22 protein-coding genes are annotated in these 26,876 nt (G+C 60.3%); 10 read left to right on the top strand and 12 right to left on the bottom strand.

What is annotated here, in order from left to right:
* Window positions 1-275 precede the first annotated feature (275 nt).
* The 5 genes from AC1MEW_RS05085 to AC1MEW_RS05065 all read left to right on the top strand — a co-directional run bounded on the left by AC1MEW_RS05085 (window position 276) and on the right by AC1MEW_RS05065 (window position 6,786).
* Complete coding sequence (locus AC1MEW_RS05085) at window positions 276-1,355, top strand: SagB family peptide dehydrogenase (protein ID WP_480425585.1); 1,080 nt, start codon at window positions 276-278, stop codon at window positions 1,353-1,355.
* Complete coding sequence (locus AC1MEW_RS05080; RefSeq protein WP_201257184.1) at window positions 1,352-2,317, top strand: diiron oxygenase; 966 nt, start codon at window positions 1,352-1,354, stop codon at window positions 2,315-2,317. The genes AC1MEW_RS05085 and AC1MEW_RS05080 overlap by 4 nt, the downstream gene beginning before the upstream one ends.
* Entirely contained in the window at window positions 2,310-3,515 is a 1,206-nt protein-coding gene (locus AC1MEW_RS05075; RefSeq protein WP_201257185.1) for an MFS transporter, read from the top strand. The genes AC1MEW_RS05080 and AC1MEW_RS05075 overlap by 8 nt, the downstream gene beginning before the upstream one ends.
* Before the next feature lie 257 nt (window positions 3,516-3,772).
* Window positions 3,773-5,614 (top strand): dihydroxy-acid dehydratase, encoded by a 1,842-nt coding sequence (ilvD, locus tag AC1MEW_RS05070; RefSeq protein WP_054044474.1) that lies wholly within the window; start codon window positions 3,773-3,775, stop codon window positions 5,612-5,614.
* Window positions 5,615-5,760: 146 nt separating this feature from the next.
* Window positions 5,761-6,786, top strand: coding sequence for an IS110 family RNA-guided transposase (locus tag AC1MEW_RS05065; protein WP_201256610.1), 1,026 nt, complete (start codon window positions 5,761-5,763; stop codon window positions 6,784-6,786).
* Window positions 6,787-7,186: 400 nt separating this feature from the next.
* On the opposite strand, the gene AC1MEW_RS05060 is transcribed toward AC1MEW_RS05065, so the two are convergent.
* Window positions 7,187-8,254, bottom strand: coding sequence for an HAD family hydrolase (locus AC1MEW_RS05060; protein WP_201198615.1), 1,068 nt, complete (start codon window positions 8,252-8,254; stop codon window positions 7,187-7,189).
* 253 nt (window positions 8,255-8,507) lie between these two features.
* Here AC1MEW_RS05060 and AC1MEW_RS05055 point away from each other — a divergent pair, with 253 nt between their 5' ends.
* Window positions 8,508-9,899, top strand: coding sequence for an L-cystine transporter (locus AC1MEW_RS05055; RefSeq protein WP_201198616.1), 1,392 nt, complete (start codon window positions 8,508-8,510; stop codon window positions 9,897-9,899).
* Window positions 9,900-9,994: 95 nt separating this feature from the next.
* Here AC1MEW_RS05055 and AC1MEW_RS05050 read toward each other — a convergent pair whose 3' ends face one another.
* Window positions 9,995-10,507: a dihydrofolate reductase gene (locus AC1MEW_RS05050; protein WP_322269898.1), complete on the bottom strand. Its 513-nt coding sequence runs from the start codon at window positions 10,505-10,507 to the stop codon at window positions 9,995-9,997.
* Between the two features lie 85 nt (window positions 10,508-10,592).
* Here AC1MEW_RS05050 and AC1MEW_RS05045 point away from each other — a divergent pair, with 85 nt between their 5' ends.
* Window positions 10,593-11,963 carry a DUF2868 domain-containing protein gene (locus AC1MEW_RS05045; protein WP_480425584.1) on the top strand — a complete coding sequence of 457 codons (1,371 nt, stop codon included), beginning with the start codon at window positions 10,593-10,595 and terminating at the stop codon, window positions 11,961-11,963.
* Window positions 11,956-13,320: a GTPase/DUF3482 domain-containing protein gene (locus tag AC1MEW_RS05040; RefSeq protein WP_480425582.1), complete on the top strand. Its 1,365-nt coding sequence runs from the start codon at window positions 11,956-11,958 to the stop codon at window positions 13,318-13,320. Before AC1MEW_RS05045 ends, AC1MEW_RS05040 begins: the two co-directional genes overlap by 8 nt.
* Before the next feature lie 111 nt (window positions 13,321-13,431).
* Here the strand turns inward: AC1MEW_RS05040 and AC1MEW_RS05035 are convergent, their stop codons facing one another.
* The 7 genes from AC1MEW_RS05035 to AC1MEW_RS05005 form a co-directional block, all read right to left on the bottom strand.
* Window positions 13,432-13,989, bottom strand: coding sequence for a phosphonate degradation HD-domain oxygenase (locus AC1MEW_RS05035; RefSeq protein ID WP_201256367.1), 558 nt, complete (start codon window positions 13,987-13,989; stop codon window positions 13,432-13,434).
* Window positions 13,989-15,122: a TIGR03364 family FAD-dependent oxidoreductase gene (locus tag AC1MEW_RS05030; RefSeq protein ID WP_480425580.1), complete on the bottom strand. Its 1,134-nt coding sequence runs from the start codon at window positions 15,120-15,122 to the stop codon at window positions 13,989-13,991. Before AC1MEW_RS05030 ends, AC1MEW_RS05035 begins: the two co-directional genes overlap by 1 nt.
* Window positions 15,123-15,239: 117 nt before the next feature.
* Window positions 15,240-16,265 (bottom strand): putative 2-aminoethylphosphonate ABC transporter substrate-binding protein, encoded by a 1,026-nt coding sequence (locus tag AC1MEW_RS05025; protein WP_201198621.1) that lies wholly within the window; start codon window positions 16,263-16,265, stop codon window positions 15,240-15,242.
* 40 nt (window positions 16,266-16,305) lie between these two features.
* Window positions 16,306-18,030 carry a putative 2-aminoethylphosphonate ABC transporter permease subunit gene (locus AC1MEW_RS05020; RefSeq protein ID WP_480425578.1) on the bottom strand — a complete coding sequence of 575 codons (1,725 nt, stop codon included), beginning with the start codon at window positions 18,028-18,030 and terminating at the stop codon, window positions 16,306-16,308.
* Window positions 18,030-19,106 carry a putative 2-aminoethylphosphonate ABC transporter ATP-binding protein gene (locus AC1MEW_RS05015; protein WP_480425577.1) on the bottom strand — a complete coding sequence of 359 codons (1,077 nt, stop codon included), beginning with the start codon at window positions 19,104-19,106 and terminating at the stop codon, window positions 18,030-18,032. Before AC1MEW_RS05015 ends, AC1MEW_RS05020 begins: the two co-directional genes overlap by 1 nt.
* A 275-nt stretch (window positions 19,107-19,381) precedes the next feature.
* Window positions 19,382-20,245: a LysR family transcriptional regulator gene (locus AC1MEW_RS05010; protein WP_480425576.1), complete on the bottom strand. Its 864-nt coding sequence runs from the start codon at window positions 20,243-20,245 to the stop codon at window positions 19,382-19,384.
* A 16-nt stretch (window positions 20,246-20,261) separates the two neighbouring features.
* Window positions 20,262-22,550 carry a heavy metal translocating P-type ATPase gene (locus tag AC1MEW_RS05005; RefSeq protein WP_480425573.1) on the bottom strand — a complete coding sequence of 763 codons (2,289 nt, stop codon included), beginning with the start codon at window positions 22,548-22,550 and terminating at the stop codon, window positions 20,262-20,264.
* A gap of 85 nt (window positions 22,551-22,635) precedes the next feature.
* On the opposite strand from AC1MEW_RS05005, the gene cadR reads away from it, so the two are divergent.
* Window positions 22,636-23,085, top strand: coding sequence for a Cd(II)/Pb(II)-responsive transcriptional regulator (cadR, locus tag AC1MEW_RS05000; RefSeq protein ID WP_201198629.1), 450 nt, complete (start codon window positions 22,636-22,638; stop codon window positions 23,083-23,085).
* A gap of 93 nt (window positions 23,086-23,178) precedes the next feature.
* Here cadR and AC1MEW_RS04995 read toward each other — a convergent pair whose 3' ends face one another.
* From AC1MEW_RS04995 to AC1MEW_RS04985, 3 genes are all read right to left on the bottom strand, one after another.
* A complete protein-coding gene (locus AC1MEW_RS04995; protein ID WP_201198631.1) occupies window positions 23,179-24,150 on the bottom strand; it encodes a thymidylate synthase in 972 nt (323 codons plus the stop codon).
* Between the two features lie 62 nt (window positions 24,151-24,212).
* Window positions 24,213-25,028: a prolipoprotein diacylglyceryl transferase gene (lgt, locus tag AC1MEW_RS04990; RefSeq protein WP_201190142.1), complete on the bottom strand. Its 816-nt coding sequence runs from the start codon at window positions 25,026-25,028 to the stop codon at window positions 24,213-24,215.
* 83 nt (window positions 25,029-25,111) lie between these two features.
* Window positions 25,112-25,894, bottom strand: a complete 783-nt coding sequence (locus AC1MEW_RS04985) for a sulfite exporter TauE/SafE family protein (RefSeq protein ID WP_322269906.1) — start codon at window positions 25,892-25,894, stop codon at window positions 25,112-25,114.
* A gap of 136 nt (window positions 25,895-26,030) precedes the next feature.
* On the opposite strand from AC1MEW_RS04985, the gene AC1MEW_RS04980 reads away from it, so the two are divergent.
* On the top strand, window positions 26,031-26,777 hold the full coding sequence (locus tag AC1MEW_RS04980; protein ID WP_322269908.1) for an NRDE family protein: 747 nt from the start codon (window positions 26,031-26,033) through the stop codon (window positions 26,775-26,777).
* Window positions 26,778-26,876 lie beyond the last annotated feature (99 nt).

Raw genomic sequence — 26,876 nt, 5'->3', positions numbered from 1 at the left:
GTTCAAAGATAGCTCCCACAAAATTTCTGGAAGTTTCCTACCGATATTCCCCTTGATAAGAACTCATTACAAACTATGATTGAGTTGTCACCACGAGGTGGCACTCACTATCACTTACATGGAGTTAAAAACATGAAAGCAATTACTCTGGAAACCAACAAAATCGCTAACCTGGCTTTTCTGGTCGCCCCTAAAGCCCGTTAAGTAAGCGAGACGCTGGGGAGTGCCGGCTACCCAGCGTTTTCCATGGCTCAGCCCAGAGTGAAACGCCCATCATGCATATAAACCCTGATTTATTCATATTGCCCCGTACACCCGGCCAAATAGTCTGGGACTACAGGCAACACAAGCAATTTGAACTCAGCCTGGAATATTCAACCCGACTCGCACAACTTATCGACAACCCTGAAGCATTCGATAACAACAACACAATAGACATTCAATTCCTGAACACCGGAATACTGACAACTGCAAAACAAGACACTACCGAATGGGGCTGGGATGAACTATCAAAGATATTTCATATCGGCACCAAGAATATACCTTGCGAACATGCCCCACAGAATATCCATGAATGGTCGAGACACTATCTGGACCATTGCAATGAAGTATTGGCCGCCAGCACACCGGGTTCCGAACTCACGCACCGCCCGGCCAGCGAACTGATTACCCTGCCTGCCCCCTCGGGACTGCCGGTCGATAGCCTGGCCAATGCCCTGGTCAGCCGTAAGACCTGCCGTTCTTTCACCGGCGAAGCCATGTCCCTCGGCGACATCAGTACCTTGCTTTACTTGTCCCTCGGGTACCTTAAAGAGCGCGAAGACGCTATCGATGAAACGGTCGCCGAAGGCCTGGGTGCCCGGCGCAGCAGCCCTTCGGGTGGCGGGTTGAATGCCTGCGAAGGTTTTCTTCATGTGCAAAACGTCGATGGCCTGGAGCCCGGGGTCTACGCCTACCATCCGGCCGATCATGCGCTGAGCTTCGTCAATACACTTCCAGGCTCGCCTCTTGGACAGCTCCTGTGTGGGCAACACTTCATCAACAACCTGCCCGCCGGCCTGTTCATCAGCGCGCGCTTCGACAAGTTGTGGTGGAAGTATCAACACTCCCGGGCCTACCGGATGGCTTACGTAGAGGCGGGTCATATTTCCCAGACCTTCCAACTGGTGGCCACTGCACTGGGTTTGAGCACCTGGCTTACCGGGGCGCTGACTGATGATCAGGTCGAAAAGCTGCTGGGGCTCGAAGACAGCGCAGAGCAACCGTTGTTTTTTGTCGGCTGCGGCCAGAGCGACGGGCAAGTGATGTGCAAGGAGCTGAAAGCGCTGCTGGACAATCAAGGCCCGCTGCAATGACCAGTGCCTCTCCTTTCCCCGATTCCTGGGCCCAGCGCTTCACCTTGGGTGAATGGAATACCCGAGCTTCGGTGCGCGTCAGTGAGCACACCTATGCATTGCCGGCTGACCTGGAACATCAACTGCAAACACGCTACTGGTTTCCCCCGGCGTTTCTGCCTTACCTCAATCACCCGAGCATCGAGGCGGCGGGCCAATCAACGCTCCATCGCTTATCGGCCAACCATCTGGTGTATTTCCTCGACTACACCACCCTGCTCGAACATCGCATCGTCAACCGCGCGGTAGAAACCATCGTTCATGGCGAACTGGATCTCAACATCCCGCAACGGATGAAAACGGCGGCGTTGCAGCTCTATACCGACGAAGGTTTCCACGCATTGTTCTCCAATAGCCTTGCCGAGCAGATTGCCCGTTTTTACGGCATCACCCAGCGTCCAATGATGCCCCAGCGGATCACCCGGCTGAACGCTCTGCTCGCCCAAACCCCGGACCGGCACAGCGCACTGGCCTGGTTCCTGGTCGGCTTTGTATCGGAGACGATTATCGCCAGGGAACTGCTCGACGTTTGCCGCGAGTCGCTGGTGACCAGCGTTCAGGAGATGCTCAGGGATCACCTCACGGACGAGGCGCGCCACAGTCGCTATTTTTCAGAGGTGTTCCACTACCTGTGGCTGACCCTGACCAGCAGTCAGCGCACGTTCGCCGCCAGACTGTTGGTGGACATCATCCAGGTGTTCTTTGAAGTCGATGAGCGATGGCTGAAGGAAAGCCTGCACAGCGCGGGCCTGAGCGCAGCCTGCATTGCAGACATCCTTGGCGGATTGACAGGCATTCAGGCGGTCGTCCAGCGTGCGCGTTCAGGCGCTGGCGCTACGCTCCAGGCATTGCGCAACGCAGGGTTCTTCGACCTGCGCAGCAACCAGCTACTTTTCACACAGGCAGGACTTCTCGATGGATGAAGGAAAATCTGCGGACAGTCTCAAAAAACGTCGTGCCGCGGTCATCCTGTTGATGACCATGGTGCTGCTCGGGGTCTTTCCGCTGGACGTTTTGTTGCCCTCTTTTCCAGCACTGGCCGAACACTTTCAGACCACCTCGGCCGACATTGCGTTTTCAATCAGCCTGTTCGCCGTCGGCATCGCCCTGTCTCAACTGCTGATCGGGCCGCTGTCGGACACCATCGGACGCAAGGGGCTGCTGCTGGCCGGGATGCTGGTCTCGATCATCGGCGCGGCAGGTTGCCTGCTTTCCACCGAGTACTCCTGGTTCCTGCTGTTCCGGGTGATACAGGCTATCGGTTGCGGTTGTTTCGTACTCACTCAAGCCTTGGTTCAAGATCTGTTCGAAGGCAAGGAGCGAGATCGCTTGAGGATTCTCATGGTGACTGCCAGCGGGATCTTCATTTCCATTTCGCCACTGGCCGGGACGCTGCTGCAACAAGCCCTGGACTGGCCCGGAAGCTTTGTGGCCTTCATCGCCCTGGCCAGTGCCGTGTTTCTGAAAGCCTGCTTCCTCCTTGAAAACCAGCGCCCGACCCATGTCATGCGCCAGGGCATTGTCCAGTCATACCGTTTGGTCTATCGCGATGCGGGGTTTCTTGGGTATTGGTTGATCGCCGCGATTGCCTTTGCCTGCCATTTTTCTTTCATCGTCATTTCGCCACTGATCTTCATGGACCAGTTGCAGCTTTCGCCGTACGAGTTTTCGCTGACGCTGTTGCTCTATGGCCTTGCGTACATCATCGGCGGCATCGTCGCCCGACTCCTCGGCGGCCGAATAGCACCCAATACGCAGATCCTCACGGGCCTGGGCCTGATCCTCTTTTCGGGCCTGGTGATGCTCATGCTTTCAACGTTGCTGGGGCTGTCGACCTTCACCGTCCTGATCCCGATGATCATCTGCACCGCCGGCACCACCATCGCCCGCCCGATCGCCACCTCCAAAGCCATGGAGGTATTTCCGGACAAGGCAGGTACATCTGCGGCGGCCGGGAACACCCTGATCTTCATATTCGGCGGATTGATCAGCGCCTTGATCAACCTGAGTGCCACCGACCTGCAGTCGACCCTGGCACTGAGTTTTCTGCTTCTCAGCGCCACCGGTATAGGCCTCAATGCGCTGATTACCCGACGCCATCGGGTACTGACCGCCGGGTGAACGTTGCCGGTCGTCATCCCACATGTTGCGTTAGCGCTGGATCAACACTTTCCGGCATTCCCTCTTGACGCCAGCGGTGTAGAATCGCGGGATTCATCGCCATTCACCCCCCGGCGGGTTTATGAGCTCAGGCTGAGGCAAGCGGCGATCCCGCAAAGTCATCGGCAACTTCCGGACACACGGCCATTTCTGAGTGTTCCAGACGTCAATAGAAGCTCACTCCCCTTTGATACCTGATTAGCCGCCCGGAGTGCTCCATGCCTGATTACCGCTCGAAAACATCCACCCACGGCCGCAACATGGCCGGCGCCCGCGCACTGTGGCGCGCCACCGGGATGAAAGATGACGACTTCAAGAAGCCGATCATCGCCATTGCCAACTCCTTCACCCAGTTCGTACCGGGCCACGTCCACCTCAAGGACCTTGGCCAACTGGTCGCCCGCGAAATCGAACGGGCCGGCGGTGTCGCCAAAGAATTCAACACCATCGCCGTGGATGACGGCATCGCCATGGGCCACGACGGCATGCTGTATTCGCTGCCGAGCCGCGAGATCATCGCCGACTCCGTCGAATACATGGTCAACGCCCACTGCGCCGACGCCATCGTCTGCATCTCCAACTGCGACAAGATCACCCCTGGCATGCTGATGGCCGCCCTGCGCCTGAACATTCCGGTGATCTTCGTTTCTGGCGGTCCGATGGAAGCCGGCAAGACTAAACTGGCCAGCCACGGTCTCGACCTGGTCGATGCCATGGTGATCGCCGCCGACTCCAGCGCTTCTGACGAGAAAGTCGCTGAGTACGAGCGCAGCGCTTGCCCGACCTGCGGTTCGTGCTCCGGCATGTTCACCGCCAATTCGATGAACTGCCTGGTTGAAGCCCTGGGCCTGGCATTGCCGGGCAACGGTTCGACCCTGGCCACCCACAGCGACCGCGAGCAATTGTTCCTGCAAGCCGGCCGCACCATCGTCGACCTGTGCAAGCGTTACTACGGCGACAACGATGAGTCGGTATTGCCGCGCAACATCGCCAACTTCAAGGCGTTCGAAAACGCCATGACGCTGGACATCGCCATGGGCGGTTCCACCAACACCATCCTGCACTTGCTGGCCGCCGCCCAGGAAGCCGAGATCGACTTCGACCTGAAGGACATCGACCGCCTCTCCCGCCACGTGCCGCAACTGTGCAAAGTCGCGCCGAATATCCAGAAGTACCACATGGAAGACGTACACCGCGCCGGTGGCATCTTCAGCATCCTCGGCTCGCTGGCTCGTGGCGGCCTGCTGCACACCGAGCTGCCGACCGTGCACAGCAAGAGCATGGCTGAAGGCATCGCCAAGTGGGACATCACCCAAACCACCGACGAAGCCGTACATCACTTCTTCAAGGCCGGCCCTGCGGGTATTCCGACGCAAACCGCGTTCAGCCAGTCGACCCGTTGGGAAACCCTGGACGACGACCGTGAAAACGGCTGCATCCGCAGTGTCGAGCACGCTTATTCGCAAGAGGGCGGCCTCGCCGTTCTGTACGGCAACATCGCCCTGGACGGTTGCGTGGTGAAAACCGCCGGCGTCGACGAGTCGATCCACGTCTTCGAAGGCAACGCGAAGATCTTCGAAAGCCAGGACAGCGCCGTACGCGGCATCCTCGCTGACGAAGTGAAGGCCGGCGACATCGTGATCATTCGTTACGAAGGTCCGAAAGGCGGCCCGGGCATGCAGGAAATGCTGTACCCGACGTCCTACCTGAAATCCAAAGGCCTGGGCAAAGCCTGCGCGCTGCTCACCGACGGTCGTTTCTCCGGCGGCACCTCGGGTCTGTCCATCGGTCACGCTTCGCCAGAAGCCGCTGCTGGCGGTGCGATTGGTCTGGTGCAGGACGGCGACAAAGTGCTGATCGACATTCCGAACCGCTCGATCAACCTGTTGATCAGCGATGAAGAACTGGCGGCACGCCGGGTCGAGCAAGACCAGAAAGGCTGGAAACCGGTAGAGAAACGTCCACGTAAAGTGACCACCGCGCTGAAAGCCTACGCCCTGCTGGCCACCAGCGCTGACAAGGGTGCTGTGCGTAACAAGGCGATGCTCGACGGGCTGTAAGGCTTAACCGTCGAACAAAAAAATGCCCCGCCAAGTGCGGGGCATTTTTTTGCGTTCAACTCGGTCAAGTAATGAAATGGCTCCCCCCGCCGCCCCCTGTGATCACCCACTAAGCTTTCACAGGGGGCTCATCGGAGACCGTTGCCATGAACAAAGTAGCTATTGTCGCCATCGATCTGGGAAAACACACCTTTCATCTGCATGCACAAGATGATCGTGGTCATGAGCTTTACCGCAAAAAGTTTAATCGGGCGGCGCTCATCCAGCATCTGGCCAATCTCGAACCCTGCACCGTTGCGATGGAAGCTTGCGGCGGAGCCCACTTCATGGCGCAGGAAGTCTCAAGACTGGGGCATATACCCAAACTCATTGCTCCGCATCTCGTGCGTCCGTATGTGAAAAGCAACAAGAACGACTTCGCTGATGCCGAAGCGATCTGCGAGGCTGCAACTCGTCCAACAATGCGCTTTGTGCCGCCTAAGAATCAGGCTCAGCAGGCGCTGGCCATGCTCAACTCGACACGTGATTCGTTCATCAAAGAACGTACTGCTACCGTCAATCGGATTCACGCAGCCCTCCTGGAAGTCGGAATCAGCTTGGCCCCAGGCTTCAAGTCCATCAAAGATCTTCCAGCGCTGCTTGAAGCGCATCCACTTCCCGATTCCATCAAAAAACTACTGACCAGGCTGCGTGAGCACTTCAATTACTTGCACGAGCAGGTCAAGGCTTTGGATAAGGAAGTGGAGTGCCAAGCCGCTGAAGATGATCTGGCTGTTCGCTTGATGACGATGCCGTGTGTCGGCCCGATCACCTCCAGCGTCCTGGCTGCCGAGTTGGGCGATGGCAAACAGTTCAAGTGCGGCCGAGGCTATTCGGCCTCGATCGGGCTAGTGCCCAAACAACACTCCACGGGCGGAAAAACCGTACTTTTAGGCATCAGCAAGCGGGGTGACCGAAACCAGAGACGTCTGCTGATCCAGTGTGCCCGCGTCTATCTGATGCAGTTGGATCGACAGAAAGGAGCGCTGGCGGACTGGGTCCGACGGCTATGGGACAACCATCACTCCAATCATGTGGTCTGCGCACTGGCCAACAAACTGGCGAGAATCGCCTGGGCGATTGCAGCACACCACACCGAATTCGATGCGGGGCCAGGCGCGATGAACGCCTGACCCCGCTGTCACCCGAGCACCACCCACCTGGTTTGCGATGCTGGATAACAGATGACGTGAACGGCCAACCGGCCTGACGAAAACCCTGAGCTCCCACACGGCTGAAAGGCCGTCCAAGTAATTAGGATCGCCGGGCATCGATTCTCATCAAGGCGCGAATGGACCAACCTCCACTCAGACGCCGGATAGATGAAAGCAAGCCAAACACATCATCAAAAACAGTATTGCAGAAAAGGGGGGAACCATAGATGTGGGAGCGGGCTTGCTCGCGAAGAGGGAGTGTCAGTCAATATCACTGTTGCCTGACACACCGCTTTCGCGAGCAAGCCCGCTCCCACAGGGGATTTGTGTCGATCACAATATTGTGGCCTTACACAAATCTTGTGGAAGCGAGCCCGTCTTACTGAATCTCTTCAGGCTTGACGATCACCCAGTTCTTGTCCGCCGTCACCGGCAAGCCTTCTTTCGCCTGAGCCGCAGCGTGCTTGGCCATCATGCCGTTGAGCTGAGTCATGTATTTGTCTTTGCGGTTGACCCACAAGTGGATGCCACCCTTGGCCACGTCGACGCTGTGAAACAGCATGTAGCCGTCACTGGTCGGTGTATCGCCACCCACCAGCACCGGTTTTTTCCACTCGTCGATGTAGGTGAGGATCGCCGCTTGCTTGCCGGCCATCCAGGTTGCCGGTGTCCACAGGTATGGCGTCAGTTCCAGGCCGAGGTTGGCCTTCTCGTCATACTTGCCAGCAGTGATCTGTTTGCGCGCGGTGGTCAGTTCGCCAGTCTTGCGGTCCTTGAGCAGCGTGCTCACGCCGATCACGTTCTGCGGTTTGACGTTGTAGCCGTACTTCGGATCGGCCGCGACCATGCGCACCAGTTCCTCGGAGGCGGCGGTCATCACGTAGACCTCGATGCCGTTCTCCATCAGCTTGTTGTAAAGCTCGGCCTGGCCGGTGAAGACTTTCGGTGGCTGGACGTCGATGTTCTTGACCACATCGCCGTCGTAATACGTGCTCGGCACCGGTTTGCCGGACGCCATCAGCTCATCGACATAACCCTTGAGCTCTTGAAGGGTGAAGCCTGCGAACACTTGGGCGACCCATGGATAGCAAACCATGTCGTCGATTTCACAGAGGCGATAGTAGTAACTGAACAGGCTTTCCTTATGGTCGGCGGTGTCCTTGAACGGAATCAGTTTCAGGGAGGGATCGAGGGTCTCGCGGGTGATCAGGCCCTTGTTTTCCAGGAACGGCAGCAACGACTCTTCGAGGTCGTAGCGGTAACTGGTGTTGTCCATGTCGAACACCGCGAAGTTACCTTTGTTGGCATTGGCCGCGATCATCGCGTCCAGTGCCTTGGCCTGATCGGCTGGCCAGTGTTTCAGGTCAGTCGCGAACGCCTGGCCCGCAAGGCTCAAGCCCAATCCTAAACCCAGTGCGACAGCCAGCATTTTCGGTGCGAACTTCATCTGCATGCTTCCTTGTAGAGAGACCCTGATTCAAAGAGATCGACGCTAACAAAAAAGTGTGACCGTTCTCGTCCGCCCGCGACCGCTTACGTCCTGATTCCGTCAGGCGCATTCCCCAGAGCGGCACTGGCTTATTCCAAAAACGACAGTCCACCTCTGTTTTTGATATTAATTCATTAGATATCAAGCTGTTAGGCTTGCCGGTTCGCAGCTGCCCTGGAAGGCAGTTGGCACAAGCCTTATCGGAGTCTTTATGAATCTGCCGCTGATTCTCAATCTGCTGGTGTTCCTCGCCCTGCTCTTCGGCCTGGTGCAAACCCGTCACACCTCCTGGAGCCTGGCCAAAAAAGTCCTGCTCGCACTGGCATTGGGTGTGGCATTCGGCGTGGCGTTGCACGCCATTTACGGTGACGGCAACCCGGTGCTGAAAGCCTCGATCGGCTGGTTCGATCTGGTCGGTAACGGTTACGTGCAGTTGCTGCAAATGATCGTGATCCCGCTGGTGTTCGCCTCGATCCTCAGCGCTGTGGCCCGTCTGCACAACGCCTCGTCGCTGGGCAAAATCAGCTTCCTGACCATCGGCACGCTGCTGTTCACCACCGCCATCGCGGCACTGATCGGTATCGGCCTGACCAACCTGTTCGGCCTGACCGCCGATGGCTTGGTGGCCGGCACTCAGGAAATGGCCCGTCTGCAAACCATCCAGACCGACTACGCCGGCAAGGTCGCTGACCTGAATGTGCCGCAGTTGCTGCTGTCGTTCATCCCGCAGAACCCGTTCGCCGACCTGGCCCGCGCCAAGCCGACGTCGATCATTAGCGTGGTGATCTTCGCTGCGTTCCTCGGGGTCGCGGCGCTGCAGCTGCTGAAAGACGACGTCGAGAAAGGTCAGAAAGTGATCAACGCCATCGACACCCTGCAAGCCTGGGTGATGCGTTTGGTGCGTCTGGTGATGAAGCTGACCCCGTACGGCGTTTTGGCGCTGATGACCAAAGTGGTCGCCGGCTCCAACCTGCAAGACATCATCAAGCTCGGTAGTTTCGTGGTGGTGTCCTACATCGGCCTGGGCCTGATGTTCGTGATCCATGGCCTGCTGGTGTCGGCGGCCGGGATCAACCCGCTGCGTTTCTTCCGCAAGATCTGGCCGGTGCTGACCTTTGCCTTCACCAGCCGCTCCAGCGCAGCGAGCATTCCGCTGAGCATCGAAGCGCAGACCCGTCGCCTGGGCATCCCGCAGTCCATCGCCAGTTTCGCCGCTTCGTTCGGCGCGACCATTGGCCAGAACGGTTGTGCCGGTCTGTATCCGGCGATGTTGGCGGTGATGGTCGCGCCGACCGTGGGCATCAACCCGCTCGACCCGCTGTGGATCGCGACGCTGGTGGCGATTGTGACCCTGAGTTCGGCCGGTGTGGCCGGGGTCGGTGGCGGCGCGACGTTTGCCGCGTTGATTGTGCTGCCGGCCATGGGCTTGCCGGTGTCACTGGTGGCGTTGCTGATTTCGGTCGAGCCGCTGATCGACATGGGCCGTACGGCGTTGAACGTCAGCGGTTCGATTACGGCGGGGGCGATTACCAGCCAGATCATGCAGCAGACGGATAAAGAGCTGCTGGATGCGGATGAGCATGCGGAGTTGGCTCAGGCTTGATCAGCGCCTGACAGACCGCTATCGCGAGCAAGCTCGCTCCCACAGGGTGTGTCGATCACACATCCAATGTGGGAGCGAGCTTGCTCGCGATGCTTTTAGGCTTTTTCCCAAATTTCAAATGCGTACGCCGGCTTATCCCCTTCCGCCGGATTCGGCACATTCGACACCAGTTTCCACTGGTTCAAATCAAACTCCGGAAACCACGCATCCCCTTCCGGGCTCAGCGCGACACGCGTCAGGTACAGCCGATCGGCCTGTGCCAAGCCTTGGGCATACAACTGCGCCCCGCCAATCAGCATCAGCTCATCGATGCCCTGCTCCTTCGCCCACTCTTCAGCGCGAACAACCGCAGCCTCCAGCGACGGATAAACCTCCGCGCCCGCCAACACCAGATCCGCCTGACGGCTGACCACGATGTTCAACCGGCCCGGCAGCGGACGACCGAGGGAATCCCAGGTCTTGCGCCCCATGATGATCGGCTTGCCCAAGGTGGTGGCCTTGAAGTATTTGAAGTCCCCCGGCAAGTGCCAGGGCATGCTGTTGTCGACGCCGATCACACGGTTTTCACCGAGGGCTGCGATCAGGCTAAGGGGGAGTGATTTAGTCATGCCGGCGAGGATACCAGAGCCTCCCTTTCCCGGATAAGCGCCACAGCGGTTATGCTCACCGTTCATTTAAGCGACGGGATGCCGCGTGACTGAACTGACTAACCTCTGGCTGACGGAAACCATCCGTTTGCGCGAAGAACATGCCGGGCCACTGGATGACCTGGAAGCCAACCGACTGGCCCGCACGGCTGGCGGCGACCTGCCGACACGGATTCAACGCCGCGCCCTGTGGCTGGCCGAACGCGATGGGCTGACCAACGCGCTCACCCACTGGCTGCAAGGTGCACGACTGGCGTTGTTGGTGCTCGTCATAGTGGCCGTGGTCAGCGGCGCCGGCCTCGCGTTTGCGGCGCTAAGCGATGGGCAAATTGCGGTGAATGTGTTCTGGGCCTTGGGCAGCCTGCTCGGGCTGAACCTGATTCTTCTACTGAGCTGGGCCTTGGGCCTGGTATTTGCCGGTGAACACGGCGCTACTCTCGGACGACTGTGGCTGTGGCTCAGCGAAAAACTCGCCCGCGACGCCAAAGCCGCACAACTGGCCCCGGCCCTGCTGCTGTTGCTGCAACGGCACAAACTCAATCGCTGGGCCATCGGCGTGCTGGTCAACAGCATGTGGCTGTTGGCGATGCTCAGTGCCCTGGCGATTCTGCTGACGCTGATGGCGACCCGGCGTTACGGCTTTGTCTGGGAAACCACCCTGCTCAGCGCCGACACCTTTGTCGCCATGACCCAAACCCTCGGCACCCTGCCGGCCTTGCTCGGCTTCAACGTGCCGACCGTGGAGATGATCCGCGCCAGCGGCGACACCGCGCTCAACATCGAAAGCGCCCGTCAGGCCTGGGCAACCTGGCTGGTCGGCGTCTTGGTGGTTTACGGCGTGGTGCCGCGCCTGCTGCTGGCGCTGTTTTGCCTGTGGCGCTGGAAAACCGGCCAGGCTGCCTTGCGTCTGGATTTGAACCTGCCCGGCTACGCTCAATTACGCGAACGCCTGATGCCCACCAGCGAACGCTTGGGCATCAGCGATGCCGCCCCGGATCAACTTCACCGCGTCGAAAGCAGCGTCAGCGAATTGCACAGCGATGGCGCGCTGCTGGTGGCCATCGAACTGGACGGTCAACGCCCATGGCCGCCGCAACTACCAAAAACCGTGAGCGATGCCGGCATCCTCGACAGCCGCGAGTCGCGCAACAAACTCCTCGAACAGCTCAGCCGCTTTCCCCCGGCTCGCCTGTTGATTGCCTGCGACCCGCGCCGTTCACCGGATCGCGGCAGCCTGGCGTTGATCGCCGAACTGGCGCGCAACGCCAGCGCCACCCGCGTCTGGCTGCTGCAAGCGCCGCCCGGCGAAGCGCTGGATGCCGAGCGACTCGGTGACTGGCATACGGCGTTGCAACAGCTTGAACTGCCATTCGCTGATTGCGCGCCCATGAACTGGCTGGAGACCGGTCATGACTAAGCCGTTGAAGCTCGCCGTCGTCGGCCACACCAACGTCGGCAAAACCTCATTGCTGCGCACCCTGACCCGGGACGTCGGTTTCGGTGAAGTGTCCCATCGGCCCAGCACCACCCGCCACGTCGAAGGCGCGCGGTTGTCGGTGGACGGTGAGCCGCTGCTCGACCTCTACGACACGCCCGGCCTGGAAGACGCCATCGCCCTGCTCGACTACCTCGAACGCCTGGAACGCCCCGGCGAACGCCTCGACGGCCCGGCACGCCTGGCGCGATTCCTCGAGGGCAGCGAGGCCCGACAGCGGTTCGAACAAGAGGCCAAGGTGCTGCGCCAACTGCTGGCCTCGGACGCCGGACTCTATGTGATCGACGCCCGGGAACCGGTGCTGGCCAAGTACCGCGACGAACTGGAAGTGTTGGCCAGTTGCGGCAAACCGTTGCTGCCGGTGCTGAATTTCGTCAGCAGCGCCAACCATCGCGAACCGGATTGGCGCGAGGCTCTGGCGCGGCTGGGTTTGCATGCGTTGGTGCGTTTCGACAGCGTCGCTCCACCAGAAGATGGCGAACGCAGACTCTATGAAAGCCTCGCACTGTTGCTGGAAAACTCCCGCGAGCAGCTTGAACGGCTGATCGCCGATCAACAGGCTCAACGCCTGGCTCGCCAGCAGAGTGCAGCGCGGCTGATTGCCGAATTATTGATCGATTGCGCCGCGTGCCGGCGCAGCGTGGCGAGTAAACCTGAGCTGGAACAACAAGCAATCAACGAATTGCGCAAAGCCGTTCGACAACGGGAGCAACGTTGCGTCGAAGCGTTGCTCAAGCTCTACGCCTTCCGCCCACAGGACGCGGCGGCCAGTGACTTGCCGCTGCTCGATGGCCGTTGGGGCGATGACTTGTTCAACCCGGAAACCCTCAAGCAATTGGGTGTGCGGGTTGGCAGTGGCATCGCGGCTGGCGCAGCGGCGGGGGCTGGCGTGGATCTGCTAGTCGGCGGCCTGACCCTCGGCGCAGCAGCACTGGCCGGTGCGATTGCCGGCGGCGCCCTGCAAACCGCGCGCAGCTATGGCGGCCGGTTGCTGGGCAAGATCAAGGGGCGGCGGGAGCTGACTGTCGACGACAGCGTGTTGCGGTTGCTGGCGTTGCGTCAACGGCAGTTGGTACAAGCCCTGAACCAGCGCGGACATGCGGCGATGGAAAGCATCCAGGTCGCCACACCGCAGGACAAAACCTGGCGCGAAGGCAAACTGCCCGAAGCCCTGAACAAGGCTCGGGCGCATCCGCAATGGTCGTCGCTTAATCCCCATGCGAAGTTGAATCAGGGGGAAAGGCAGGAGCAGGTTGAGGTGTTGGCGCAGCAGCTTTAGATCTGCGGTGCTCGAACCGGCCCCTTCGCGAGCAAGCCCGCTCCCACAGGGGAACGCATTCCAATGTGGGAGCGGGCTTGCTCGCGAAGGCCGCACCTCGGTCTTGGGGCCCTACGCAACCAATAGCCGCAACGCCTTTTCCTTCAAGACGCCAAGGTCCATCACCGGCACCCACTCTTCCTTTGCCAGTTCATCCCACTGCCGCATCCGCAAACTGACCGCACACAACGGATCACGCTCAAACGCCTCAGCCTCGGCCACCGTCATCACCCCACCCTGATATTCCAGTGTCCGGCGACTGGCTTCGCTCAAACGCTCGTAGTACCCCGGCTCCTTGAGCGTCAGATAACGCTTGGCTTGAACGTGGTATTCCACCAGCCGCGCCATGCGCTCGCTGAAGCCAGCCCGACGCAAATAATCCGCGCCCAAACGCTCATGACTGACCACGCCAAACCCGCCCATGTTCTCGGCATCTTCAGCACAGATATGCCCGATATCGTGAAAGAACGCCGCCAACACCACTTCATCGTCGAAGCCTTCGGCCATGGCCAGTTCGGCGGCCTGGGACATGTGCTCGATCTGCGACACCGGCTCACCGATGTAGTCGCTGTCGCCAAAGCGCTCGTACAGCGCGAAGACTTCGGCGATCACTTGTTCATGGCGCTCCATCAATCCTCTCCCAACAACAGTGCGACGTTACGTTCGGCCATCGCCGGCCCGACGCTCATGCCGACGCCGGTGTGCATCAACGCCACATTCACTCCCGAAGCCGGGCGCAGGAACGAGAACGGCCCCGGTCCCCGTGAACCATAGACACCCTGCCAGCGCTCGACCACTTGCACTTTGCAGCCCAGGGTCTGCTCGGCCAGCTCGATCATCCAGTCGTCCACCTGCTCGGCGTTGAACGGTGAAGGGTCGCTGCCGTAATGGTGGGAATCGCCGATGATCAGTTCGCCGTGAGGCGTCGGGCTGATCAGCAGGTGAATGCCGTTCTCCTGCAAGTGCGGCGCGTCCCGCAGGATCTGTGCTTGCACCGCCGCAGCTTCCGGCAGGTCGGCAAACGCGCCGTAATGCACGCAACTCAATCCGGTGAGCAGTGCGTGTTGCAGATTCAGGTTGATCTGCGGCCGGGCGCGAAGCATTTGCAGACGACAGATTTGCGGGTTGAGCGCGGCAATCGACTCAGCCAGCAAGGTCTGATAGTCGTGACCGGAGCAGACGATGATCTGCTCGGCAAAGAAGCTGCCGGCAGTGCTGTGCAAGCGGCCGGGCTCAATGTCGCGCACCAGGGTGGAGAAGTGAAACTCGACGCCCAATTCGCGGCGCAGGTAGTCGATCAGCGCTGGAATTGCTTCGCGCGAATACAGTTGCTGATCGTCCTTGCCGTGCAGCGCGGCGCGGTGATGGCTGAACTGGCCGCCGTACAAATCCCGCAGTGCCGCGCCACGCAGCAACTCGACGTTGTAGTTGTACTCCACGGCGCGGCCGTTGCAAAAGGCTTGCAGCAGATGTTCTTCAGCTTCGGTGCGGGCAAACAGGTACGAGCCGTTGCGCTTGAGTTGCAGGCCGGCCAACTCCGCCCATTGGCTCCAGATTTCGCGGCTGGCCTTGGCCAGTTCGAGCATTTTGCCTGGCGGTTGGCCGGTGACCAGGGCTTGGCCGAAGTTGCGGACCGAGGCGCCGAGCGGGGTTTCGCTGCGTTCGAAAACAGTGACTTTGAGGCCGCGTCGGGCGGCGGCGTAGGCGTGAGACAGGCCCAGAATGCCGGCGCCGACGATCAGCATGTCGTTGTGTTGTGTCATTGGGTTTTGTCCTGAATGACAGACCGCCATCGCGAGCAAGCTCGCTCCCACATTGGAACGCGGTCAACTGTGGGAGCGAGCTTGCTCGCGATGAGGCCGTATCAGCCGATAGAGATCTTACTTGGCAACGACCTTCTCGGACTTGCCGTCATAGCGCTTACGCCACTCGGTCAAGATCTCGTCGCGATTCTTCGAGGCCCAGGCAAAGTCGTTCTTGATCAAACGCTGCTCGTAATCCGCGGGCAATTCGGTCTGCGGCTTGGCAATACCCGGTTGCGCGAGGACCGCGAAGTTCTCTTTGTACAACTCCATCGCCGCCGGGCTGGCCGAGAAGTCCGCCAGTTTCTTCGCCGCTTCTTCATGGGCCGTGCCCTTGATTACGGCGGTCGCTTCGATCTCCCAGCCCAGGCCTTCTTTCGGCAGGATGATGTCCAGCGGCGCGCCCTGGCGTTTCAGCTGGACGGCCGGGTATTCGAAGGAAATACCAATCGGGAATTCGCCGGAAGCCGCCAGTTTGCAAGGCTTGGAACCGGAGTGAACGTACTGGCCGATGTTCTGGTGCAAGCCGTCCATGTACGCCCAACCCTGCTTCTCGCCGAAGGTTTGCAGCCAGGCGCTGACATCAAGGAAACCGGTGCCGGACGAGGCCGGGTTAGGCATGACGATCTTGCCTTTGTACTCAGGCTTGGTCAGGTCTTGCCAGCTCACGGGTTTGCTCAGGCCCTGCTTTTCGGCTTCGACAGTGTTGAAGCAAATGGTCGCGGCCCAGACGTCCATGCCGACCCAGGCTGGCGGGTTGGCGGCGTCGCGGTAGTTGCCGCCGATCTTGGCCAAATCCTTTGGCGCATAGCTTTGCAGCATGCCTTGCTGATCAAGGATCGCCAGGCTCGACGCCGCCAGGCCCCAGACTGCGTCGGCTTGTGGCCGGGCTTTTTCGGCCAGCAGTTTGGCGGTGATGATCCCGGTGGAGTCACGCACCCACTTGATCTCGACGTCCGGGTTGGCCTTTTCGAAGGCAGCCTTATAGGCCGTCAGTTGTTCGGCTTCGAGGGCGGTGTACACCGTCAACTCGGTTTTCGCCGCAAAGGCGTTCAGGCTGAAAGCGGTGAGGACAGCAGCGGCCAGGGCCAGGGGCTTGAACATGATCTTTTCCTGTTTGAGTTGAGGTTTGCGGGATTGAAAATCAATGGCCAGGCGCGGTCTGCCGCCAGGCCTGGGAGCGGCGCAGCAAACCGCGCGAAGCCCAGGCCAGCAGCAGGGACACGCCCGCCGAAGTGAACAGAATCAAAGTCGACATCGCCGCCGCGCCACCGACGTTGCCGGCGTCGTCCATGTTCAGCACCGCCACCGCCGCAAGGATGGTGTCGGGGCTGTAGAGGAAGATCGCTGCCGAGACGGTGGTCATCGCCGAGACGAACAGGTAGCGCACGATGTCCAGCAGCGCCGGCAGGCAGATCGGCACGGTGACCCGCAGGTAATGCCGATACAGCGGTGCCTTGAGCGATAGCGCGGCGAATTCGAACTCGGCGTCGAGTTGGCGCAGCGCAGTGGTGGCGGTCATTTGCGCGGTGGTCAAATAGTGAGCAATGGTGCAGACCACCAGCAGGGTCATGGTCCCGTAGAGCACATGCAGCGGGTTGCCGGTGAGGTTGAAGAAGAAGACGTAACCCAGGCCCAACACCAGACCCGGCACCGCCATCGGTACGAAACTGAGCATGCGCAGGGTCAGATTCAATCCGCGCTGGCCCTTGGTTTTTTCCATCAGGTAGGCGCCGGTGAAAATCAGCACGCTGCCGATCAACGCCGTGCACAGGGCCATCTTCACGCTGTTGCCGTAGGCCAGCCAGCCACCGCCTGCGGTGTCGTTGAACTGGTAATGGTTGAGCGACAGCGACAGGTTGTACGGCCAGAATTTCACCAGCGACGAATACACCGCCATGCCGAACACCAGCAGCAACACCGCGCAGATCAGCAGCACAACGGCCAGGTAGCAGCCGTCCCGCATCTTCGACGGCGCCGGTTTGAACACTTGCGCCCGACCGCTCATGGAATCGCCGTGACGCCGACGCAGCCAGGCGTCGACCCCGAAACTGAATAGCGCCGGCAGCAGCAGAACCATGCCGATCAACGCGCCACGACCGAACTGTTGCTGGCCGACCACGGCTTTGTAGGCTTCCAGCGCCAGCACTTGATAGTCGCCGCCAACCACTACGGGCACGCCGAAGTCGGTGATGGTCAGGGTGAACACCAAGCAGAACGCCGCGAACACCGCCTGACGCGTCGCCGGCCAGGTGATGCTGCGGAAGGCTTTCGCCGGACTGGCGCCCATGCTTGAAGCGGCATCGAACAGTCGCGCATCCGCCAGGGACAGCGCCGACAGAAGAATCATCAAGGCGTGTGGGAAGGTGTAGATCACCTCACCGAGAACAATCCCCCAGAAACCGTAGATATTGTCCGAGAGCAAACCGCGCAACATGCCCTGGTTACCGAACAGGTAAACCAGTGCAATCCCCGGCAGCATCGACGGCGCCATCAGCGGCAACAGAGACATCCCGCGCCAGATACCTTTGCCCGGAATCAACGTACGTTGCAGGGCGTAGGCAAACAGGTAAGCCAGCGGTACGACGATGGCCGCGACGCTGAGGGAAACTTTCAGACTGTTGCCGAGCAACCAATGGAAATTCGCGCTGGTCACCAATTCACGGGCAGCCACCAGACCACCGCCCTGCCCGGCTTCAGCGCTGAAACCGCGCCAGAAGATCGCCAGCAACGGCATCAACACCGCGACACCGAGCAAGACCAGCAACAGAACTTTGCCGCCGACCACGAACACCCGGTCGCCGATCTCGGCACGGGAGGTCTGCCGAACCTGCTTGTGCGGTATCGGCAGCGCGAGGTTCGCGCCCATCAGGCAAACACCTGCAGGCTACGCGGAGGCAAGGCAACCATGATTTGCTGGGCGCCGAGGCGCGGCATGGCCTCCGGGGCGAGTTCGGCCAGCAGCGGATGGCCCGGCAGTTGGTCGAGTTCGAAACTCATGCGGCAGCGATTGCCGAGGAAGGTGATTTCACGAACCTTGGCCGGGAACAGGTTTTCTTCGTGCACCGGCGGGTTGACGTTGATCGCCTCCGGGCGGCAGAACAAACGGCCGGACGCGGTTTTCGCACTGCCTTCGGCCAGGCGCATGTTCATCCCGCCGACCTGGGCGTGGCTGTCGCTGCTGCGGCGGAACGGCAGCCAGTTGCCCTGACCAACGAACTCCGCCACAAACGGCGTGGCCGGACGGTCGTAGATTTCCTGCGGCGTGGCGTACTGCTCGACTCTGCCGTTGTTCATCACGGCGATGCGATCGGCCATCAGCATGGCCTCGTCCTGATTGTGCGTGACCATCAGGGTCGTGACGCCGAGGTTGCGCTGCAATTGGCGCAGCTCGGTGCACAGGTGCTCGCGGACTCGCGCGTCGAGTGCCGACATCGGTTCGTCGAGCAGCAACAACGAAGGCGCCGGAGCCAAGGCTCGGGCCAGTGCGACGCGCTGCTGTTGGCCGCCGGACAATTGGCCGGGGTACTTTTTCTCACTGCCGAGCAGGCCGACCAGTTCCAGCATCTGACCGACACGCTTGCGCACTTCATCGCGACCACTGCCGGCGAGGCCGTAGGCAATGTTCGCTTCGACGGTCAGATTGGGGAACAGCGCGTAGGACTGGAACAGAATGCCGTAGTCCCGGGCTTGCGGCGCCAGGTGGGAAACGTCGCGATCACCCAGGTACAACTCGCCGCTGTCCTGCTTCTCCAGACCGGCAATGCAACGCAGCAAGGTGGTTTTGCCACAACCCGACGGGCCCAGCAGACACACCAGCTCACCGGCCGCCACGTCGAGGGAAACGTTATCCAGCGCGGTGAAGGCGCCGAAGCGTTTCTGCACGCCGCGCACTTTCATGGGTGCGCCGGGGTTGGTCAGGGCAGTTGCGATCGAGTGGTTCATGGACAGACCTCATCAAGCAGATGAGGGCCATCCTAGGTTTGTAATGCGTCCGTCATGTGGCAACGAGGCAAAAACGGCCGATAGTGGTATTCGGGGATTTGGGTTGAGAGAAATCCACAGCCTTATGCCAGATGAAATTGTGGCGAGGGGGCTTGCCCCCGTTGGGTCGCGAAGCGGCCCCAAAACTGCGAGGGTGTTTTTTCAGGCATACCGCATTTAATGGGTTTACGACTGCTGCGCAGCCGAACGGGGGCAAGCCCCCTCGCCACAGGAATCTAGGCGGGGGCCATTTCCTGCGCCAACCCCAGAAACGCCGCCGGCAACCGCGCGCCCTTTCGCTCCTTGAGGCAGTACAAGTACTCCGGAATCTGCGGCGCATTCTCGATGGTCAGCACCCGCAATTGCGGGTCATGCGGCACTTCCTGCCGGGCGATGATGCTGATGCCGATATTGCGCAGCACCGCTTCACGGATCGACTCACGGCTACCAATCTCCAGCAGCGGCCCGAAACTCACCCCGGCGCTGGCCAGTAACTCTTCAGTCAGCCGCCGAGTGGTCGAGCCCGACTCACGCATCAACAAGGTATGCCCCGCCAACGCGCTGAGCGGCACATGATCGTGTACTGCCAACGGATGATTACGATGTACCGCCAGCACCAGCGGATCGCTGCCGAGCACTCGGCGAATCAGCCGCGCATCGTCCAGCAACTGCGAAGACGCGGCGACATCGACCCGGTAATCCTCCAGCGCTTCGAGCACTTGCTGGGAGTTGCCGATTTCCACCGACACTTCCACCTGCGGCAAACGCTCGCGAAAGGTCTTCACCAGATCGAGGATGTAATACGGAGCGGTGGCGGCGATGCGCAACGTGCCCTGGAACTGGCCGCTGTTGCGCAGGAAAAACTCGATGTCGGCTTCCTGCTGCAACAGCGCCTTGACCATCGGCAGCAGCCGCGCGCCTTCATCGCTGACGCTGAGGCGGCGACCGCCACGGTAGAACAGCTCAACCGAGTATTGGCTTTCCAGATGCCGAATCTGGGTCGTCACGGTGGGTTGGCTCAGGCCGAGCTTCTTGGCCGCCAGGGTAATGCTGCCCAAGCGGGCCACCATGTAAAACGCCTTCAGCTCGGCACTCAGCACACCCGTTCCTCATCGCTTATTTGCGCAACAGGCGCAAACCGTTGAACACCACCAACAGGCTGACGCCCATGTCGGCGAACACCGCCATCCACATGGTGGCGATCCCGGCGAAGGTTACCCCAAGAAAGATAGCCTTGATGACCAAAGCGAGGGCGATGTTCTGTTTCAGGATGCTTGAGGTCTGACGCGACAGTCGGATGAACGCAGGGATTTTGCGCAGATCGTCGTCCATCAGGGCGACATCAGCCGTCTCGATGGCGGTATCGGTGCCTGCGGCGGCCATGGCAAAACCGATCTCAGCCCGGGCCAATGCCGGGGCGTCGTTGATGCCGTCGCCGACCATCCCGACGTTATGTCCTTTCGCATAAAGGGCTTCGATGGCTTGCAGTTTGTCGGTCGGCAGCAGGTCGCCCTTGGCTTCGTCGATCCCGACTTGCGCGGCAATCGCCTGGGCGGTGTGGACGTTGTCGCCGGTCAGCATCAGGGTTTTGATGCCGAGATCGTGAAGCTGTTGAATCGCTTCACGGCTGGACTCTTTCACTGTGTCCGCCACGGCAAACAGCGCCAAGGGGCCAGACTTGTCGAGCAGCAGCACCACCGATTTGCCCTGTTTCTCCAGGGCGAACAGTTTTTCTTCCAGCGCTGGCGAGCAGAGGTTCAGCTCTTCCACCAGTCGATGGTTGCCCAAGTGGTAGACCTGACCATCGATTTCACCGCGCACACCGCGACCGGCCAAAGCCTCGAAGTTATCCACAACCCACGGCGCCAGTTGTTTATCCACAGCGGCGTTGGCGATAGCCAGCGACACCGGGTGATCGGAACGGCCGGCCAGCGCTGCGGCAATAGCTGGCGCGGTTTCATCGGTAGTCGGGTCGAGGGACAGATAATCGGTCTGTACCGGTTTGCCGTGGGTGATGGTGCCGGTCTTATCCAGGGCCAGGTAATCGAGCTTGTAACCGCCCTCCAGATAGACGCCGCCCTTGACCAGAATCCCTTTGCGCGCCGCTGCCGCGAGGCCGCTGACGATGGTCACCGGGGTGGAAATCACCAGCGCACATGGGCAAGCAACCACCAGCAACACCAGCGCCCGGTAGATCCAGTCGAACCACAGCGCGCCCATGAACAATGGCGGAATAACCGCGACAGCCAGGGCGAAGATGAACACTGCCGGGGTGTAGATTTTCGAAAACTGATCGACGAAGCGCTGGGTCGGTGCCCGCGCGCCTTGGGCTTGCTCGACGGCGTGGATGATCCGCGCCAGGGTCGAGTTGTTGGCCGCAGCGGTCACGGTGTATTCCAGCGAACCCGCCTGGTTGATGGTGCCGGCGAAGACTTTATCGCCCACAGTCTTCTCGATCGGCAGGCTTTCGCCGGTGATCGGTGCCTGATCGATGGACGAAGTGCCGGAAACCACTTGGCCGTCGAGGCCAATCCGCTCGCCGGGACGCACGCGAACTCGGGCACCCAGTTCGATGGTTTTGACATCTTGCTCGACCCAACTCCCGTCGGCCTGCTGCACCGTGGCTTGTTCCGGGGTCATCTGCATCAGCCCGCCGATGGCGTTGCGGGCGCGGTCCAGGGACTTGGCTTCGATCAATTCAGCGATGGTAAACAGGAACATCACCATCGCCGCTTCCGGCCATTGGCCGATGAGGATCGCACCAGTCACCGCGATGCTCATCAGTGCGTTGATGTTCAGGTTGAGGTTTTTGAGGGCGATCCAGCCTTTCTTGTAAGTGGTGAGGCCGCCGCTGAGGATCGAAATCAGCGCGATGATCGCCACCACCCAGGTCGGTGCGGCGTTGGTGAAGTGGATGACTTCAGCTGCCAACGCGCCCACACCGGACAGCGCCAAAGGCCACCAGTGCTTCTTCTCGGCGGCTGGCGCGGGGGCTTCGACGCCCTGCTCCAATGGCTCCGCGACCATGCCCAGCGACTTGATCGCCTCGATGATCGGCGCAGTGCTCGGCAGGTCGTGGGTCACGCCCAACACCCGGTTGATCAGGTTGAATTCCAGTTGCTGCACACCCGACAGCTTGCCCAGTTTGTTCTGGATCAGTGTTTGCTCGGTCGGGCAGTCCATCGCGTCGATGCGGAAACTGCTCAGCCGCGCGCCGTCGGTCGGCTTGTCGCTCAGCTTGATCAGCGATGGCGCGGCGGCTTTGGAGGAACAGCAGGAATCCCCGTGGCCGCCATGGTCGTGCTTCTTCTGCACAGGCTGCAGCTTGTGGCTGTGATCGTGATCGTGATCGTGATCGTGATCGTGATCAGCCTCGGGTTTGTGGGTGTGAAGGGAATCGCTCATCGGGTTGCGTCCATAAAGATGCCTGTTGCCAAGTAAAGACCCTGTAGCCACTATAGGGTCAAGCAACCTTTTGGAGATTGTCGCGATGAAGATCGGAGAACTGGCCAAACTGACCGACTGCGCAGTGGAAACCATCCGCTATTACGAGCGCGAAAACCTGCTCCCGGAGCCGGCCCGCAGCGATGGCAACTACCGCGTCTACACCCAGGCTCATGCCGAGCGCCTGACTTTTATCCGCAACTGCCGCACCCTCGACATGACTCTCGAAGAAATCCGCAGCCTACTGACCCTGCGCGACAGCCCGCAGGATCAGTGCGAAAACGTGAATGCGCTGATCGACGAACACATCCATCACGTCAAGGCACGGATCGATGGTTTGCTGGCCTTGCAGATACAACTGCTCGACCTGCGCCAACGTTGCAGCGAAGGGCCGGATATCGATCAGTGCGGGATTTTGCAGCGGCTGGAAGTGAGCGGCGGGGTTGTGGCGACGGAGGTTGAGCATTCCCATGTCGGGAGAAGTCATGGGCATTGAGGACGCCTTCGCGGGCAAGCCTCGCTCCTACGGGAATGGTGTGAACCTGTAGGAGCGAGGCTTGCCCGCGAACACCGCGAAGCGGTGCCTGAATCAGACCGCCATCGGCGCGGTCATCGGCGCATGGTGCTGATAACCCTCAAGCGAGAAATCACTCGGCTCGATCAACTCCAGCCACTCCGGCTGGTACTCGCCAGTCTTGGCAAACTCCGGCACACGGTCACTGATCACCAGTTTCGGCATCGGGAACGGCTCGCGGGTGAGCTGTTCATTCAGCATGTCCAAATGGTTTTCGTAGACGTGGGCGTCACCGATGAAATAGGTGAACCAGCGCGGCGTGTAGCCGGTCAGGCGACCGATCAGGCTCAGCAGCGCAGCGCCTTCGGTAAGGTTGAACGGTGTGCCCAGGCCCAGGTCGTTGGAGCGGATGTAGAGGGTCAAAGAAATCTCTTTGGTCTCGACATTCGGGTGGAACTGGTACAGCAGGTGGCACGGCGGCAAGGCCATTTCATCGAGCTGGGCGACGTTCCAGCCGTGGAACAGGATGCGACGGCTGCCCGGGTCCTTGATGATGGTGTCGACGCACTGGCGGATCTGGTCGATCGCCTTGTACAGCACCACGTAGGCCTGACCGTCTTCTTCACCTTCGGCAATCTGACGATAGCCCTGGCTCAGGGTCTGCTCGATGGCCGCCGGGTTGCTGAGCGGGATCTGCTTGTACGCCGGCCATTTGCGCCATTGCACACCATAGATCTCGCCGAGGTCGTCTTCGCCCTGACGGAACGGGTTGGCCAGCCACTGGGCATTTTCGTTGGCGTTCTGGTCCCAGACTTTGCAGCCCAGCGCCCGGAATTCGGCGGCGTTGTTCACCCCGCGCAGGAAACCGCACATCTCGCCGATGGCCGATTTGAAGGCCATCTTGCGGGTGGTGATCGCCGGAAAACCTTCCTTCAGGTCATAACGCAGCATCGCGCCAGGGAAACTGATGGTGTTGACGCCGGTACGGTTGGCCTGTTTGGTGCCGTTCTTGATGACGTGAGCCACCAGATCGAGATATTGCTTCATGAGTTACCTGTGTCCTGGAACCCGGAGCCGTGGCCCCGGATTCGAATCTAAAGCGCGGCGTCTTAAGCGGCCGAAGTCACTGGGGTCTTTGGCTCGCGATGATAAGCCAGCCAGATCAGGAACAGACCGGCGACGATCATCGGGATGCACAGAATCTGCCCCATGGTCACCCAACCGAACGCCAGGTAACCGAGTTGCGCGTCAGGTACGCGAACGAACTCGACAACGAAACGGAAGATCCCGTAGAACAGCGCGAACATGCCGGAAACTGCCATGGTTGGCCGTGGCTTGCGCGAGAACAACCAGAGAATCAGGAACAGCGCCACGCCTTCCAGTGCGAACTGGTACAGCTGCGAAGGGTGGCGCGGCAGTTGTGCCGGGTCGCTGAACGGTGGAAACACCATCGCCCATGGCAGATCGGTCGGTTTGCCCCACAACTCGGCGTTGATGAAGTTACCGATACGCCCGGCGCCCAGACCAATCGGCACCATCGGTGCGACGAAGTCCATCAGTTGGAAGAACGACTTGCCGTTGCGGCGACCGAACCACCAGGCCGCGATCATCACCCCGATAAACCCGCCGTGGAACGCCATGCCACCCTTCCACACTTCGAAAATCAGCGTCGGGTTGGCCAGGTAAGCGCTCAGGTCGTAGAACAGCACGTAGCCCAAACGGCCACCGACAATAACCCCCATCGACAACCAGAAGATCAGATCGGAGAGTTTTTCCTTGGTCCAGGTCGGATCGAAGCGGTTCAGCCGACGGGACGCCAGCAGCCAGGCGCCGCCGATGCCGATCAGGTACATCAGACCGTACCAGTGGATTTTCAGCGGACCGATGGCCAGGGCCACCGGGTCGATCTGCGGGTAAGGCAGCATTGCGACTCCTCGTTAGAGTTGAAACCTTCAAAATTCCCGGGGGACGCTGCCACCTCAGGATTAAGCCAGGATTGCGATTGGCGTCAGAGCAGGAAATTCAGCCCGACGCAGAACAGCAAAGCGGCGAATAGTCTTTTGAGCAAGCGCGGCGACAAATTGTGAGCCAGTCGCGCACCGAAGCGGGCAAAGAACATGCTGGTCAGGGCAATCCCCAGCAACGCCGGCAAATAAATAAAACCGAGACTATGGGCCGGCAACAATGGATCGTGCCAGCCCAAAATCATGAAACTTAATGCACTTGCCAGGGCAATCGGCAGCCCGCAGGCCGACGATGTGGCCACCGCATGTTGCATCGGCACGCTACGCCAGGTCAGGAACGGCACGGTCAACGACCCGCCGCCAATCCCGAAAATCGCCGAAGCCCAGCCAATCACACTACCGGCCACGGTCAGACCGACTTTCCCCGGCACCGTTCGGCTGGCCTTGGGTTTGAAGTCCAGGGCGAGCTGAGCGGAGACGATCAATGCGAATATGCCGATGATCTTCTGCAAATTCGGGCCGGAGATCGCTTCAGCGGTCAGCGCGCCGAAACCGGCGCCGATGAGAATGCCAACGGTCATCCAGGCAAAAATCGGCCAACGTACGGCGCCCCGGCGGTGATGCTCGCGAACCGCATTGACCGAGGTAAAGATGATCGTCGCCAGTGAAGTGCCGACGGCCAGGTGCGTAAGGATCGACGGATCGAAGCCTTGCAGTTTGAAACTGAACACCAGCACCGGGACGATGATGATCCCGCCGCCTACCCCGAACAGCCCGGCCAGCACGCCCGCACAGGCGCCGAGCGCCAGGTAGAGCAGAAATTCCACGACCGTATCCTCACGCATCCCCAAAAACAGGTGCGGCATGGTAACGGATGCATGGCCTCGGGCTCTACTACGCAAGCCGATGGATCGACGGGCGATGTCTGCGTAGAGTGAGCAAAAAACACACAAGGACCACCTTATGTGCCTGATTGTCTTTGCCTGGCGGCCCGGCCACGCCCAGCCGTTGATCGTGGCGGCCAACCGCGACGAATTCTATGCCCGGCCCACCCTGCCCCTGGCTCAGTGGTCACATTCGCCCCACGTTCATGCCGGCCGGGATCTGGAAGCGGGCGGTACCTGGCTCGGCGTGGGTGCCGATGGGCGCTTTGCCGCGCTGACGAATATCCGCGATCCGCATCAACCTCCGTCGCGCAAGTCACGGGGTGAATTGGTCGCGGGGTTTCTCAGCGGCGACATGTCCATTGACGACTATTTGAGCGACGTTGTCGGACGTTCGCTGGAATATGCCGGGTTTAACCTACTGATAGGCAATACCAACGAGCTGTGGCACTTCAATGCACGGGAAACCGCGGCGGTGATGCTGGCGCCGGGGGTTTATGGATTGTCGAACGCCGGGCTGGATACGCCGTGGCCGAAGGTGCTCAAGGCCAAGGCTGCGTTGAGTGAAGTGCTGGACGATCCGCGGCCTGAGGCGTTGTTGGCGATTTTGAGCGACTCGCAGGCAGCGCCGTTTGCGGAACTGCCGGATACCGGGGTGGGGTTGGCCACCGAGACGTTGTTGTCGAGTGTGTTTATTGCCAGCCCGACGTATGGGACACGGGCGAGTACGGCGTTGATCGTTCAGGCGGATGGGACGCGGGTGATGGTGGAGCGCAGTTTTGGGCCGTATGGCGGGCATTTGGGGGAAGTGGAGTTGACGATTTAGATTGGTGTTATCTGGGCGGACGCCTTCGCGAGCGAGCCCGCTCCCACATTTGGAATGCATTTCAAATGTCGGAGCGGGCTCGCTCGCGAAGAGGCCGCA

This window comes from Pseudomonas sp. ASL4 (assembly GCF_056680395.1).
The sequence above is the reverse complement of the archived record's forward strand: the minus strand, read 5'-3'. Positions and strand labels throughout refer to the sequence as shown.